The sequence below is a fragment of the Nocardia nova NBRC 15556 genome, from assembly GCF_001613005.1.
Lineage (GTDB): Bacteria > Actinomycetota > Actinomycetes > Mycobacteriales > Mycobacteriaceae > Nocardia > Nocardia nova.
The window spans coordinates 30,079-44,307 of the sequence record NZ_BDBN01000081.1; the positions used below are offsets into that span (position 1 = coordinate 30,079).

The 14,229-nt window shown below is 70.7% G+C and carries 14 protein-coding genes; 7 read left to right on the plus strand and 7 right to left on the minus strand.

Annotated features, from left to right (window positions below; all coding sequences use genetic code 11):
• Nucleotides 1-60: 60 nt before the first annotated feature.
• The gene (gene crtI, locus NN2_RS27745) at nt 61-1,638 is read right to left on the minus strand and encodes a phytoene desaturase family protein (protein ID WP_063017276.1); all 1,578 of its coding nucleotides are present in this window, start codon (nt 1,636-1,638) and stop codon (nt 61-63) included.
• Complete coding sequence (locus tag NN2_RS27750; protein WP_063017278.1) at nt 1,635-2,759, minus strand: polyprenyl synthetase family protein; 1,125 nt, start codon at nt 2,757-2,759, stop codon at nt 1,635-1,637. The genes crtI and NN2_RS27750 overlap by 4 nt, the downstream gene beginning before the upstream one ends.
• Before the next feature lie 467 nt (nt 2,760-3,226).
• Here NN2_RS27750 and NN2_RS27755 point away from each other — a divergent pair, with 467 nt between their 5' ends.
• On the plus strand, nt 3,227-4,219 hold the full coding sequence (locus tag NN2_RS27755) for a methylenetetrahydrofolate reductase (protein WP_082857318.1): 993 nt from the start codon (nt 3,227-3,229) through the stop codon (nt 4,217-4,219).
• A 150-nt stretch (nt 4,220-4,369) separates the two neighbouring features.
• Entirely contained in the window at nt 4,370-5,077 is a 708-nt protein-coding gene (locus NN2_RS27760; RefSeq protein ID WP_063017282.1) for a hypothetical protein, read from the plus strand.
• On the opposite strand, the gene NN2_RS27765 is transcribed toward NN2_RS27760, so the two are convergent.
• From NN2_RS27765 to NN2_RS27785, 5 genes are all read right to left on the minus strand, one after another.
• Nucleotides 5,061-6,284 carry a glycosyltransferase family 2 protein gene (locus tag NN2_RS27765; RefSeq protein ID WP_063017284.1) on the minus strand — a complete coding sequence of 408 codons (1,224 nt, stop codon included), beginning with the start codon at nt 6,282-6,284 and terminating at the stop codon, nt 5,061-5,063. The two genes, NN2_RS27760 and NN2_RS27765, sit on opposite strands and share 17 nt — an antisense overlap.
• Nucleotides 6,285-6,350: 66 nt before the next feature.
• Entirely contained in the window at nt 6,351-7,058 is a 708-nt protein-coding gene (locus NN2_RS27770; RefSeq protein ID WP_030514728.1) for an LppM family (lipo)protein, read from the minus strand.
• Nucleotides 7,059-7,132: 74 nt separating this feature from the next.
• Nucleotides 7,133-7,918 (minus strand): carotenoid biosynthesis protein, encoded by a 786-nt coding sequence (locus tag NN2_RS27775; protein ID WP_063017286.1) that lies wholly within the window; start codon nt 7,916-7,918, stop codon nt 7,133-7,135.
• A complete protein-coding gene (locus NN2_RS27780; RefSeq protein WP_063017288.1) occupies nt 7,915-9,477 on the minus strand; it encodes a phytoene desaturase family protein in 1,563 nt (520 codons plus the stop codon). Before NN2_RS27780 ends, NN2_RS27775 begins: the two co-directional genes overlap by 4 nt.
• Nucleotides 9,474-10,100 carry a GNAT family N-acetyltransferase gene (locus NN2_RS27785; protein WP_063017290.1) on the minus strand — a complete coding sequence of 209 codons (627 nt, stop codon included), beginning with the start codon at nt 10,098-10,100 and terminating at the stop codon, nt 9,474-9,476. Before NN2_RS27785 ends, NN2_RS27780 begins: the two co-directional genes overlap by 4 nt.
• A 241-nt stretch (nt 10,101-10,341) precedes the next feature.
• Between NN2_RS27785 and NN2_RS27790 the strand changes: the two genes are divergently transcribed.
• The 5 genes from NN2_RS27790 to ftsL form a co-directional block, all read left to right on the plus strand.
• The gene (locus NN2_RS27790; protein WP_227462782.1) at nt 10,342-10,785 is read left to right on the plus strand and encodes an SAV_6107 family HEPN domain-containing protein; all 444 of its coding nucleotides are present in this window, start codon (nt 10,342-10,344) and stop codon (nt 10,783-10,785) included.
• A 124-nt stretch (nt 10,786-10,909) separates the two neighbouring features.
• Nucleotides 10,910-11,338 (plus strand): SCO2097 family morphological protein, encoded by a 429-nt coding sequence (locus NN2_RS27795; protein ID WP_062966235.1) that lies wholly within the window; start codon nt 10,910-10,912, stop codon nt 11,336-11,338.
• Between the two features lie 489 nt (nt 11,339-11,827).
• A complete protein-coding gene (gene mraZ / locus NN2_RS27800) occupies nt 11,828-12,259 on the plus strand; it encodes a division/cell wall cluster transcriptional repressor MraZ (RefSeq protein WP_030514722.1) in 432 nt (143 codons plus the stop codon).
• A gap of 164 nt (nt 12,260-12,423) precedes the next feature.
• Nucleotides 12,424-13,395 carry a 16S rRNA (cytosine(1402)-N(4))-methyltransferase RsmH gene (rsmH, locus tag NN2_RS27805; protein WP_063017292.1) on the plus strand — a complete coding sequence of 324 codons (972 nt, stop codon included), beginning with the start codon at nt 12,424-12,426 and terminating at the stop codon, nt 13,393-13,395.
• 84 nt (nt 13,396-13,479) lie between these two features.
• A partial coding sequence (gene ftsL, locus NN2_RS27810) for a cell division protein FtsL (RefSeq protein WP_245658892.1) occupies nt 13,480-14,229 on the plus strand: 750 nt, incomplete at its 3' end.

The following is a 14,229-nucleotide window of genomic DNA, read 5'->3' on the forward strand; positions in this document are numbered from 1 at the left end:
TTCCCCCCGGGAATGTCGGTGCGGTGCGGAACCGCGGGAGTGGTCAGTTCGCGGGCCAGTTTAATGGGTTGTCGGCAACCCTAGCGCGCCGGTCGGCGCCGTGGCGCCGTCGGCGTGCCGGAAGGGGCCGGTAATGCGTTCGGCGGCCAGTTTTCCCGACAGCAGCGCGGTCGGCACGCCGACCCCCGGCGTGGTCCCGCATCCGGCCAGCACCACGTTGGCCGGGGTGCGAGCGAGATTGCGGGTGCGGAACGGTCCGGTCTGGCGGAACAGGTGCGCGGCCGAGAACGGCGTTCCGGCGATCATTCCCTGCTCATGCCATGTCTGCGGCGTGTCGAGGTGATCGACGGTGAAATGTCCGGCGATACCCCGGTATCCGCGCTGCTCCAGTACGGCCAGCAGTTCTCGCAGGTACGCCGGTCCCAGACGCGGCCAATCCAGGGGCGCGGCATCGAGATTGGGGCACGGTGCCAGCACCGACAGCGGTTCGTAGCGTCCGGTGGGTCGTTCGACGAATTGGCCGGGATCGCTGAGCGCGGGCCGGGTGATCAGCAGCGACGGATCGCTCATCAGTCGCCCTCGGCCGCGCCGGGCGGCGATTTCGGCGAACGTCTCCTCCCAGGCCCGGCCGAAATCGATGGTGTGGTGGGCCTGTAGCGGCCACCGCGCCGCCACCTCGGCCGGGATGTTGCCGTGCGCGACCACCGCGGAAGGTGCCGCCCGCAACGGACGGTGCCGGCGAATGCCGAAACGGCTCAGCGAGCCGAGATCGGCGGTCAGGACCACCGCATCGCAGTCGAAGTCGCGCCCGTCGGCGGTGCGGACCCGCCGCGCGCGCCCGGCGTGGTAATCGATACCGCTGACCTCGCAGTTCAGTTCCAGCTGCCCACCGGCGCCGGTGAACGCGGCCGCCAGCGTCGCGGTGATCGCCCGCATGCCGCCGACCGGGTAGTAGACGCCCAGCGAGGTGTCCATATGCGGAATCGCGCCGTAGACGGCCAACGCCTGCGCGGGTGCGGTCCCGGCGTAGAGAGCCTGAAAGGTGAACAGCCGCGCCAGCTTCGGATCGCCCAGGATGCGCTCGACCCGCGGGCCCAGCCGGCCGAACGCGCCCAGCCGCACCAGTTCCCACAGCGCCGCGCGCTTCTCGGGTATGCGGACCATATCGAGCGGGGAATCGAAATTGGTGTCCATGAACTGGTCGTAGGCGCCGGCGTAGATCCGGGCCAGCCAGTCCCGCAGGTTCCGATAGCGTTGTGCTTGTGCGTCTCCGCATGCGCGGCGCACCTCGGCCGCCATTCGCTCCGGATCCGGATACACCCCGATCACGCTGTCGTCGGCGAAATGCGCCTGGTAGGCGGGATCGAGTCGGTGGATCCGCAGTCCGTGGGCGGCGGTGTCGGTGCCGACCGCGGCCAGCGCCTCGTCGATGAGCCCGGGCAGGGTGAGAACCGTTGCGCCGGAATCGATCTCGTAGTCCGGCCCGCGATAGAGGCCGACTCGTCCGCCCGGATGATCGGCGCGTTCGAGCAGGGTCACCCGGCGCCCGGCTCCGGTCAGATACAGCGCCGCCGCCAGCCCGGACAGGCCGGCGCCCACGACGACGATCCGATCGCACCGTCCGGCAACGGTTTTCACGACACCCGCCTGGTCGCGGCCAGCGCCATCGCGCGCAGCCGATCGCCGGCCTCGGGGGTGACCGAGCTGGCCGCCAGCGCGCCGAGGCCGCGGTCGGTCAGCTCGGTGATGCGGCGCTCGACATCGTCGACGGCGCCGAGCCCGGTGATGAGGTCGCGCAACCGGGTGACCTGATCGGGAGCGAGGTCGGTGCCCAGCGACGAGCGCAACAGCCGCGCCGCGGCGGGATCGGTGGCGTCGGCGCGGCGCAGCGCCTCGGCGACCAGGACCGTGCGCTTTCCCTCGCGCAGGTCGTCACCCGACGGTTTGCCGGTGACGGCCGGATCGCCGAAGACGCCGAGCAGGTCGTCACGCAACTGGAACGCGATGCCGATATCGGTGCCGAACTCCCGGTAGGCGGCGATCAGCTCCGGATCGGCCCCGGCCAGCGCGGCGCCCAGATGCAGCGGCCGCTCCACGGTGTAGGCGGCGGTCTTGTACCGGTTGATCCGCAGCGCGGCGGCCACCGAATCGTCAGCGCCGGCCTCACCGTGCACGTCGAGCAGCTGGCCGCCCATCACCTCGGTGCGCATCGCCGCCCACACCGGCGCGAACCGCGCCCGGGCCGCGGCGTCCAGGCCGGCGGCTGCGACCATGTCGTCGGCCCACGTCAGCGCCAAATCGCCGATCAAGATCGCCACGCTCACTCCGAAATGCGCCGAATCGCCACCCCAGCCGTGGTCGCGGTGGCGATCTTCGAAGTCCACGTGCACGGTCGGGAAGCCGCGCCGGGTGCGCGAGGAGTCGATGATGTCGTCGTGGATCAGTGCGCACGCCTGCACCAGTTCCAGGGCCGCGCACGCGGTGAGCACCGATTCGGCCTGATCACCGGATGGATCGCCGCCCGCGCCGAGCCATCCGGTCCAGGCGAACGCCGGTCGGGTCCGCTTGCCGCCGCGCAGCACGAAATCCTCGAGGGCGGCCGTCGCGGAGATGACCACCGGCCCCAGTTCGGCGACCAGTTCGCGGCGGTCGGCGAAGAATCCGGTCAGCGCCTGTTCGACCGCGCGCACCAGCGCCGCGGAGTCGTTCGGCGCCGGACGTGCCGGGCTGGCCGGACCAACGGACAACGCAACCTCCAGGTAGTTCGTCGTATCGGCGAGCCGATGCCGGGTACGCCGGGGCGGCTCCGGCGTGCCGAGGATGTGGCCGGGGCGAGACCCTGTGTATGCACCGGCGACGGCTGCGGCGGTCCCGGCCGGTCGTCGCGGGGAAGTCGTATCGCGGCGTCCAGCGGCCCACCGTGAACCTTACTGCGTCGGTTCCGTCGCCCGACAGCGCCGTAGCCGGTGCGTGACCGGCACCGCATCGCATCGGACGGGCGAGATCGCGGCCGGTCGGCCGGTCCGTGCGCGACCGTCTCGTGGCGCTCGGGGTGGTCGGTCGGCGGAGCGCAGGCGGGTGGGGACCGCCGGCCCGGCGCCGTCGGGGCGGACGGTGGGCCGCGACACCGATGCACAGCTCCGGCCGCAGGCGCACCGGCCGCTGGACCGGCGCGGATCCGGGCCGGGCGGCCCGTCCGAAGAGGTCGTCCTACTACACTGGACCGGTGAGTTTCGACAATGTACGGGGACGATCGACCCCAGGCCGACCTTCCCGGACGCCGTCCGGAACTCCCTCCGTGGTGGGGCAGCTGGGCCGCCGCCCCGGCGGCACCATCCCGTTCTCGGTGGAATTCAATCCGCCGCGCGATGCCGCGGCCGAGGCGCGGCTGTGGCGCGCCGCCCGTGAATTCGAGCGGATGCATCCGGCGTTCGTATCGATGACCTACGGGGCGGGCGGATCCACCCGCGATCGCACCGCGCGCATCACCGGGCAGCTGGCCCGCGAAACCACACTGCTGACCGTCGCGCATCTGACCGCGGTCGGGCACAGCGTGGCCGAACTGCGGTCCATCGTCGGCAGCTACGCCGATGCCGGCATCCGCAACATGCTCGTGCTGCGCGGCGACCCGCCGGGCGATCCGCTGGGGGAGTGGCGCAAACATCCCGACGGTGTCGAATACGCCGAGGAACTGGTCCGCATGGTCTGCGAGCTCGGCGACTTCCACGTGGGAGTGGCGTCGTTCCCGCAGGGCCACTACCGGTCTCCCGACCTGGAGCACGACACTCGCTACCTGGTCTCGAAACTGCGTGCGGGAGCGGAGTATTCGATCACGCAGATGTTCTTCGACGTGGAACACTATCTGCGCCTGCGGGATCGGGTCGCGGCCTACGACGCCGAACAGGGCGCCAAGCCCATCATTCCCGAGCTGATGCCGATCACCTCGCTGCGCACCGTGCAGCGGGCCGAGGAGTTGTCGGGCCGGCCGCTGCCCGCGCGGGTCATGCAGCGGCTCGAGCAGGCGGCCGGAAACGATCCGGAGGCCAATCGCAACGCCGTGCGCGCGGTGGGCATCGAGATCGCCACCGAGATCGGGCAGCGACTGATCGACGAGGGTGCGCCCTGCCTGCATTTCATCACCTTGAACTTCGCCAAGGCGACCACCGAGGTGCTCACCAACCTCGGCTATACGGTGACCCCGGCGGCCGTCAGCGCCTGATCGGCGTTTCGCGGGCGAGTTGCCGCGCATTCGCCTCCACCGGCGGTACCCTCTCGTGCACCGTGACGACGCGGAGGTCCCCGAGTCATGCTGTGCGGCCCGGCGGACCGACCCTGGTGCGGATGTCCCGCCGAACTCAGGAGAACCCCGATGGCCGTGGTGACCAGTCTCGTCCGTCTTTCCGCAGCGCTCACCGTGACCGGTGCGCTGACCTTCGCCGGCGCCGCCGCCGCGACCGCCGCCCCGCCCGACCCCGCCGCCACCATCGCTGCCGTGGGCCAGAACCCGGCGGCGGCGACGGATTTGCTGACCGCCTATCAGACCGCGGTCGAATCGCTGAAACAGCTGGGCATCCAGCCGTTCCTGTATCCGTCCGGGTCGGCGTTCTGCCAGGACGGCAGCACCCTCGGACTCGTCCCGGCGCTGGCCGGTGCGGTACCCGGGCCGTGGCCCAAGCTGGCGGTGCCGGTGCCCGGGCTGGATCTGTCCGCGGTGAAGGCCGGGCAGACGATGTTCGCCTTCGTCCCCTACGGCATGGGCCCCGACGGCGCCGACACCACCGGTATGCAGGTGGCCTGGTTCAACGTGTCCAACGGCCGCGGCGGATTCGCCGCGATGGGCCCGCTGTCCCAGGTCGTCGGCTCGATGGTGCCGCCGAATCTGCCGCCGGAGGTGCGCCCGGCGTTCGAGCAGGCGATCCGCAACTTCTTCCTGGCGGCGCTGCCGGTCGGCGGCGTGCGCGCGGTGCCGGTGGACACCGGCTCCGGAACGGTGCTGGCGGCGGTGTTCGGCACGGTCCGCAACGGCGCCAACACCTGCGCGTTCCTGCCGACGGTCGGCGTTACCTCGGTGCCCTGAGTTCGGCGCGCCCGGGCCGGGAACGGTCCGGGCCGTCCGGCACCGGGCGGCCCTTCCAGCGCAGCGCCCCGCGCCGATGCAGCAGCCACGACCGGCCCGACAGGCGCAGATACGCGCCGATCGACACCGGATGTGCCAGCGCCGCACCGATATCGGTGCCGCGCGGCAGCGTCCCGGATTCCAGTGAGCGGGCCAGCAGCCGGCTCGCGACACCCGCGCCGTAGCCCGCGACACCTATCCGCCGGATCCGGCCGCGACCGAACAGCGCGGCGAGGGCGGGCAGCACGTACGCGACCGCGGCCACCGTATCCACCGCCAGGGCGCCGGCCGGGCCGCCGTAGGCCGACCACAGCCAGCGGGTGTAGCCGCCCTCGACTTCGGCCGCGCCGCGGTACATGCGGGTACTCGCCAGTGTCCCCGCCGCCGCCAGCACGGTGCGATGTCCGGCGCGGCGCAGCACCCGCGCCAGCGCCAGATCCTCGGTGATCGAACCGGCCACCGCCGCATGCCCGCCCACCGCGCGATAGACCGCGGTGTCGAAGACGAGAAACTGCCCGCAAGCCACCGCGGTCGACGGCCGCAGGCCGCGATCGGCGAGCCGCACCGGCAGCGTCGTGGCCCACGACCAGCACAGCAGCGGCTGCACCAGCGCCTCCGCGAGCGATCCCGCCCGCTGATACGGCCAGGGAGACACCGAACCCGCACCGCTGCGGCGCAATTCGCTCACCGCCGCGGCGATCGCCTGCGGGCGCAGCCGTACGTCGGCGTCGAGGAAGATCAGGACGCCGGGCGGCGGGTCGGCGGTGACACCCGCGAGTTCGGCCAGACGCGCGCAGGCCGCGTTCTTGCCGGTCCATCCGGGTTCGGGGTCGGTGTCGGCGGCGACCACGGTGAATCGATCGTCGTCACCGATCGCCTCGACGGCGGCCGCGAAGGTGCCGTCGGTGGATCCGTCGTCGAGGATCCAGATCCGCATGCGCGAAACACCTTGCTGGGCACGCAGATCCGCGATCAGTCGCGGTAGTCGTGGTGCTTCGTCGCGGGCCGGGATCGCGATGATCACCGGCTCGATCGCGGGGGTGGCATCGGCCCGCAGCCGCCGCATGCCGAGCCGGTTCACCAGTGCCATCGCACATCCCGCGCCGGCCACGATCGCGCCCGCCGTGACGAGCGGCTCGACGACCTTCCGCGCACCGAGCCGTGTCATGTGGCCGTTCCCGGCTGGGCCGAGACGGCGGAGGCGGTGCTCACGGACGCCCATCGTGGTCCCTGATCAGGCGTCCTGCTTCACCCGCGGACGCCACGGCGGCGTGGGGTTGCGATTCAGATACGCCAGCACCGCGACCATGGCGGCCACCGCGAGGGTGATGCCGCCGACGATGCCGGCCCATCCGGCGAAGGAGCGGGTGTTCGGGTCGGCGTAGTTGACCTCGGCGCGCACGGTGCTCACATCGCCGGCCGGCAGCTTCCACGAGACCGTCGAATCGCCCTGGCGAGTGCCGTTGGTGGTGGCCACCCGGGCCGGGAAGGCGACGGTGAACTGCACGTCGGAACCCTGTGGCGGAACGGATTTCAGGTCGACCCGGCCGGTGAGGGTGACCTTGTCGCCGGTGCGGATGAACTGCAGGTTGAACATGCCCTGCGTCTGATCCGACAGCGCGCCCAGCTGCTGCACCTCGCCGAAGGTCAGGTCGTCGAAGTAGACCTGGCTGCCGACGTAGCCGTCCTGGCTGTAGGGCTCGACCCGGATCTTCGCGGCCAGGGTTTCGGGTGCCTTCAGCTCGGGGCCCTTGTCCTTGTCGTTGGCCGGGATCACGGCGGCCACCAGATGGCCGGACACGCGGTCGTTGGAAGACACGCCCATCGATACCTGGACCCGCAGGCAGCCGGTCAGCAACGGCGCCAGCAGCAGCGCCAGCAGGGCTACGGACCAGAGGCGATGACGCCGTGTTCGCCGCGGCGTGTGGGTCGACTCTGGCATCGATGGTGTCGGACTCGGCTGCACGGCACACATCGTGCCATGAGCCACAGTGATCGTCGGCACGCGACGGGCGTTTACGGCGGCGCGGGCAGCCGGTCGCGGTGCCGCGCCGCCCGCAGCACCCATACCGCCGTGGGTAGCGCCACCAGCCCGAGACCGATCAGGCCGTACCCCGCGGACGCGGGCAGATCCAGGAACACCGCATGGGCCAGGGCCGATCCGAACCACGTCCACAACAGCACCGCGATCGGTACCGCGGGTCCGGCGCCGCGCGGTGCGCAACGGCGTTCGAGCACGGCGAGCAGTGTCGCCATCAGGGCGCCGACTGCGAACCAGCCGACGTAGTTCGTATACGGGATATCGCCGATTCCCGGCAGGCCCGGATGGGCCGAACACCAGGTCCACTGCCCGTCGGCCACCATCTGCGGGTCGAGGTAGAGGTCCCAGCCCACCGCCCCCACGGCCGTCGCGGCGATGCGGGTGGCGGTGCGGCGGCACAGCAGCCCGGTCGCCACCCAGATGGGGTAGAGACCGCCGACCCAGGCCACCGGCACGAGCAGCGGCACCTGCGCGAGATCGGGACCGAGCCGCCCGTGCGCGTAGTGGTAGCAGCCGAACGGGAATCCGCTTGCGGTGCCGATCATCTCGGCGACCGCGCCGACGCCGCCGACGATCATCGCGTAGCCGGCCGCCCAGCCGATGCCCCGGGCCACCCAGGCGTGCAGCAGTGCGGTGGCCGCCGACAGCGCGACGATCAGGATCGTCACCCGATCGCGCGCCGAGCCGTCGGTGAGGGGATAGGCGATCTGGGCCGCGACCCAGGCCACGGCGGTCACCGCCGGCCATTGCCGCGCCGTCATCGCCGAGTGAAGCGACCGCGGCGCAGCGATCGCAGCACCAGCCCCGCCGCGGTGCGCCCGCTGGCGCCCGACACTCCGCCGCCGGGGTGGGTGGAGGCGCCGGTCAGATACAGCCCGGGCGCCCCCGGCACCTTCTGTCCGGACAGTTCCGGAATCGGCCGCCAGAAGAACATCTGATCCATCGACATCTCCACATGCATGACATTGCCGCCGATGAGCCCCAATTCGGTCTCCAGATCGGCGGGTGTCTGCACATACCGCTGCCGCACCGAATCGGCGAAACCGGGTGCGTAGGAATCGACTTCGGCGATGATGCGGTCGGCCTCGCGCTCACCGTGCGCGCTCCACTCGCTGCCGTCGGCGAGCCGGTGCGGATGCCACTGCGCCCACAGTGACAGCTGATGTTCGCCGGGCGGTGCGATCGTGGGGTCGAGGGCGCTGAAACTCATGGCCAGCACCACCGGACGCGGCGGCAGTTCCCCGGCCAGCGCGGCGGCGTGGGCGAGTCGCAACTGCCGTCGATCGGTCACCAGCAATTGCAGTCCGCGCGTCGACTCCTCCGGTGTGGCACCGGGGTATACGGGGAGGGCGGAGGTCGCGGTCCGCACGACCATGCCGATGCCGGGGCCGACCCGGATACGCCGCCGCCAGTCGGCGAGAACGGTGTCGTCGAATCCGCCGCGCCGCAACAACTCCAGGGTGGTGAGCACGTGTGTGCCGGAAATCACGGTGCGGGCGGACAGGTCGCGGCCGCTCGCCGTGCGCACCCGCCAGCCCTCGCCCGAGCGGCGCAGTTCGGTTACCTCGTCACCGGCCGAGACGGTGCCACCGTCGGCGCGCAGCCGCGCCACGAGTGCCGTGGTGAGCGCACCGCTCCCGCCGACCGCGCGGCCGGGCGGGAGCGTGTGCATCAGGGCGGCGAAACCGGCCATCGGCGCGGTGCCGGGTTCCGACATCGGCGGTCCGGACTGCGCGCCGAACCAGGCCAGCGCCGCCTTCAGCCGTTCGTCGTCGAACCAGCTGTCCAGCAAGGCATCTCCGGACTGCAGGAATTCACGTGACAGCGCGCTGCCGCCGGCCCGGGCGTCGAGGCCCCAGAACGCGCGCAGGAACCGGCCCGGTGTCGGCGCGCCGCCGAACGCCCGCATCACCCGCTGGGCCCGGGGACCCCAGGTTCGGACGAACCGCCGGTAGGCCTCGGCCTCGCGGGGGCCGCAGGCCCGTTCGATCGAGTCGCAGGTGCGGTCGACATCGCGGTGGAAGACGATCGGCTGGGCATCCGAGCCCACCGGTGCGGGGGCGAAAGCCCAAGGGTCGCAATCGATGTAGCGCAGGCCGAACTTCTCCAGCTCGAGTTCCTCGATGATGCCGGTGTGGCGGATCATGATGTGCGCCGAGGAACCGCGGTCCATGAGATGGCCCGGGAAGCGCTCGACCGTCGACACCGCGCCACCGAGCACCTCGTCGCGCTCGAGCACCTCGACCGGATGTCCCGCGCGTGCCAGATAGCAGGCCGCGACCAGTGCGTTGTGGCCGGAGCCGAGAACCAGTGTCGTCACTGTTCGGGCGTCCGTAACGGCAGCCGGCGGCCGAGCACGGCGAAGCGCCGGGTATCGCCGGAGAAGACGAAATGCCGGACCACATCGGTGAATCCCTGCCGGCGATACAGCCGCCAGGCGCGGTTGGCCTCGTGGTCGACCTCCGGGGTGGACAGCAGCACCGCCGCCTCCGTGCGCTGCTCGAGCAGCCGTACCAGCAGGGTCTCGCCGATGCCGCGGCCCTGAGCCGACGGATGGACGTGCAGTTCGGTGAGTTCGAAGTAGTCGGACAGCAGGGCCCGCGCGGTCTGCTCCGGCCAGCCCGAGCGGCGCATGCCGGTGTGGACCTGCTGATGCCACCACTGGTGCGGCGCGCCGCGATAGCCGTAGGCGATCGCCACGATCGGCGCGGTACGCAGATCGACCTGGCCGCTGTCGTCGGGGACCACCGCGGCGACGGCCTGCCAGCCCGGCCGGGTGGTGTGTTCGGCCCACATCGGGGCGCGGTGGTGTTCGGTGCCGCGTGGATAGTCCATCGCCGCGACGTACACGGCGAGGGCGTCGTGCAGCCGGTGGCGCAACGTCGCTGCCGAGAGGTCGACGACGACGGGCGCGGGGGTGTGGCGGGGCCTGACGGCGGTCATGAGCGGGGAGCCATATCTTCGGGGCCGTCTCTGTCTGTCGAAGGTGTCTGTGGTGTCGGGGGCGGGCGTCGGAGTCGGGTGCGTGGGGTGCGGGGGTCCCCATCCAGGGTGCGCGGCGCGCGTTCGGCGCGAAAGTCTGTCGGTGGTCGTCTCTATATTCACATTCAATTGAAACGTTCGAATACCTGTTCGGTTCGGCACGGTCGACCGGGCGCGGTATGCGAAATGTGGAGGTGTCGAGATGGCTGGTCGGATGGACGATCCACGACGTGCCGGCCGGGCGGGCGGACTGCTCGACCGGGCGGACACGATGGTGCAGCAGGCCTGGGCCGAACCCGATCCGCGTGAGCGGCTGCGCAGCGCCTACCTCGCGGCGCTGCGCGGGGCCGGGGCGGTGCTGGCCGCGACCGGTGCCGACCGCGCACCGCGGGCCCGCTCCCGCAACGCCTGGGTGCTGATGCAGCAGGCCGCACCGGAATTCGTGATGTGGTCGGACTACTTCAGTTCCTTCTCCGAGACCCGTGCCGCGCTCGAGGCCGGACTGGACCGGGCGATCAGCGATACCCAGGCCGACGAGTTCGCCTCGCGGGTGGAGGCATTCCTGCGCGATGTGGAGGATGCGCTGGCGATTACGGCGGCCCGGTTGCGTCCCGCGCCGGGCTGGCTCGCCGACGGTACGGCGTGAACATCGGCGAGTAGGTGGTAGCGCACTGATCGAACTCGTATCATTGGTGGCAGTAGCCGCCAAGGTCGGCTACTTGTCGTCTACCCGGAGGCGACAACCAGGACCTAGTGCCGGGGGAGGTACCGTGCCACTCTCCGAGCACGAGCAGCGCATGCTCGAACAGATCGAGAGCGCGCTCTATGCTGAGGACCCTAAATTCGCCTCGACCGTGCGTGGTGGTCGGCTTCGCTCTGCCACCGGAAGACGCAGACTTCAGGCGGCCGCGCTCTTCGTCCTCGGCCTCGTTCTTCTCATTGCGGGAATCGCCCTGCCCGTCAAGCCCGGCGGATTCCCCATCATCAGCCTGCTCGGCTTCATCGTGATGTTCGGCGCGGGTGTGCTGTTGCTGCTGGGCGGCTCGGGTATGACCAAGAGCGGCCGAGGCAGCGGCGACGCCCCCTCCGGTCCCGGTGGCATTCCCGGCCGTGCGGCAAAGGGTAAGCAACGCAAGGCCGGTGGCTTCTCCGCCCGCATGGAAGATCGGTTCAGGCGCCGCTTCGAGCAGGACAGCTGAGCCTCCGCTCGCGTCCGCGGGAGCGGAGGCGAGCGGCCGAATGTGGTTGCGCGATGATTGCCGTGCCCAGCGGCGAGTAGCCGACAACTGAACCGCCTCGAACGACACGCCGTGATGTGCGGCGTGTCGTTTTTCTTTCGCGGAGTGATCCGGATCGCGTTCACGGGGTGGCGGATTCGTCGGTCCCCGCATTTCCCCACCTTTCCCCACGCCCGGTCCCCACTCTCGCGCACCACCGGCCGGGGCCGCTCCCAGCTGCGGGTTTGCTGATGGTTGTCGGGCTGCCCGGCTCGCCGGCGGCGCGTGTCGGGGGAACTCGACGAAATCTCCCCACCGCGGTGATAGCTGAGTTGACCTGCTCAATCCCCGAGCCGGGGACCGAGATCACCGCGGCTTTCGATTGAAAGTGGGGGAAAGTGGGGTAATGTGGAGCGCGCACTGATAAGAGCGCCGACCAGACGAGGTGATCGAGCGGGAGGTGTCGAGACTGTGTTTCTCGGTACCTACACGCCTCGCCTGGACGACAAAGGGCGACTGACGTTGCCTGCGAAGTTTCGCGACGAACTGGCGGGAGGGTTGATGGTCACGAAAGGTCAGGACCACAGCCTTGCCGTCTATCCCAAAGAAGAGTTCACCGCCCTGGCGCGGCGAGCCGCGGCGGCGTCCCGAAGCAACCCGCAGGCAAGGGCTTTCGTTCGTGCCTTGGCGGCGTCCACGGACGAGCAACGTCCCGATGGGCAGGGCCGGATCACGTTGTCGGCCGAACATCGCCGCTACGCGAATCTGTCCAAGGACTGCGTGGTGATCGGCTCGGTCGATTTCCTCGAGATTTGGGACAAACAGGCGTGGGATTCCTACCTCGCCGAGCACGAGGAGGACTACTCGCTGGCAGGAGACGAGTCGCTGGGCGGAATTTTCTGATCCGAGACAGGCGAGTGCCCTGCGGCCTCTGCCCGGCACGGACCCTGACGTACTTCCCCAACGCCAGGTGCCGTGTTCGGTCAGAGACCCCGGGGCATTGGCTGTCCACTCGTTAGACCATCCACCCGTCGCAAGCACCGTGAGCCAGGATCCGGGAGGTCGAGGTGAACCATGACAGCGACCGCCCCCGCCATGTTCCGGTTCTTTTGCGTCGTGCCGACGAAATCCTCGGCCCCGCACTGGAATCCGGCGGAGTCCTCGTCGACGCCACGCTCGGTTTGGGCGGGCATGCCGAACATTTCCTGCGGACCTATCCCGCGATCCGCCTGATCGGGCTGGATCGCGATACCGAGGCGCTGCGCCTGGCTGGCGAGCGGCTCGCGCCCTTCGCCGATCGAATCACGCTGGTGCACACCAGATATGACGGCCTGCCCGGCGCGCTGCGCCAGGCCGGGCTGCCCGAACGAGGCTCCGTGCGCGCGGTGCTGATGGATCTCGGTGTGTCCTCGATGCAGCTCGACGAGGCCGAGCGGGGCTTCGCCTATTCGGTGGACGCCCCGCTGGACATGCGGATGGACCCGACGTCCGACCTCACCGCGGCGGATGTGCTCAACACCTACAGCCACGGCGATCTGGCCCGGATCCTGAAAACCTATGGCGAGGAACGCTTTGCGGGCCGGATCGCGAGTGAGATCGTCCGCCGGCGCGCGCAGCGGCCGTTCACGACCAGTGCCCAACTGGTGGAACTGCTCTACGACGCGATCCCGGCGGCAACCCGGCGCACCGGCGGGCACCCCGCCAAACGCACCTTCCAGGCCCTGCGGATCGAGGTCAATCGCGAACTCGAGTCGCTCGAGGCCGCGGTGCCGGCGGCATTGGCGGCGCTGGAGGTCGGCGGCCGGATCGTCGTCATGTCCTACCAGTCGCTGGAGGACAAGGTCGTCAAACAGATCTTCGCGCAGGCCTCGGCCTCGCGCACACCATTGGACCTGCCCGTCGAATTGCCCGGCATGGGACCGGAATTCGCGATTCTGACCAGGGGCGCGGAGAAGGCGAGCGAAACGGAGATCGAGGAGAACCCACGCGCGGCGCCGGTGCGCATGCGGGCCGCGGAGCGAATACAGGCGGCCGGGTGACAGCGATCCGGCGACGGGGGTATTGCCGGTTCGGCAGCACTACGACGGGCAGTCCCACAGGAAATCGGTAGGGGAGGCAGGAATATGAGCGTGCGGACACGGGTGGACGCACCACAGCGGACGCAGCGGTCCGCGCCGCGGCGAGCGCACAGCGCCGACCGCGTGAAATCCGGTGCGGCCCAACGCGCCTATGCGCGCCGGCGCAATCGGGCGGGGGAGCGCGTGCTTCCGCCGCTGCCCCGCCGCGCCGGGTCGATGATGGCCGGGCGGCTGCCGTTCGTGGCGGCGATTCTCGCCCTGCTCGGCTGCGGTCTGCTCGCGACCCTGGTGCTGACCACGCATGCCGCCGAGGACAGCTATCAGCTCAGCGACGCCCGCCGCATCAACCGGCAGTTGCTCGACGAGCGCGCGGCACTGCAGCGTGAGGTGGAGGCCGCCGACTCGGCGCCCGAACTGGCCAACCGCGCACGCGAGCTGGGCATGATCCCGGCCAAGGATCCCGCCCGCCTGCTCGTGGCTCCCGACGGTTCGGTGACGGTGGTCGGCAAGGAGACACCGGCCGAGGGCGCGCCGGTGCCGCCGCTGAACACGACTCCCGCCAAGCCGGGTGCGCTGCCGCCGAAACTCGCTCAGGCTCAAGGGGAACGGCTGGTCCCGGTGACCACGACCCCCGCCCCGCCGGCTCCCGCTCCCGGTCCGGCCGATCAGAATCCGCCCCCGGCGCCGACGACGACAGCGCCGCATCCGCCGGCCCAGCCGACGCAGGTTCCGGCACCGGTACAGGCCGCACCGGCGGCGCCGGCCGCACCTCCGGCCGGGACTCAGCCGGCGGCA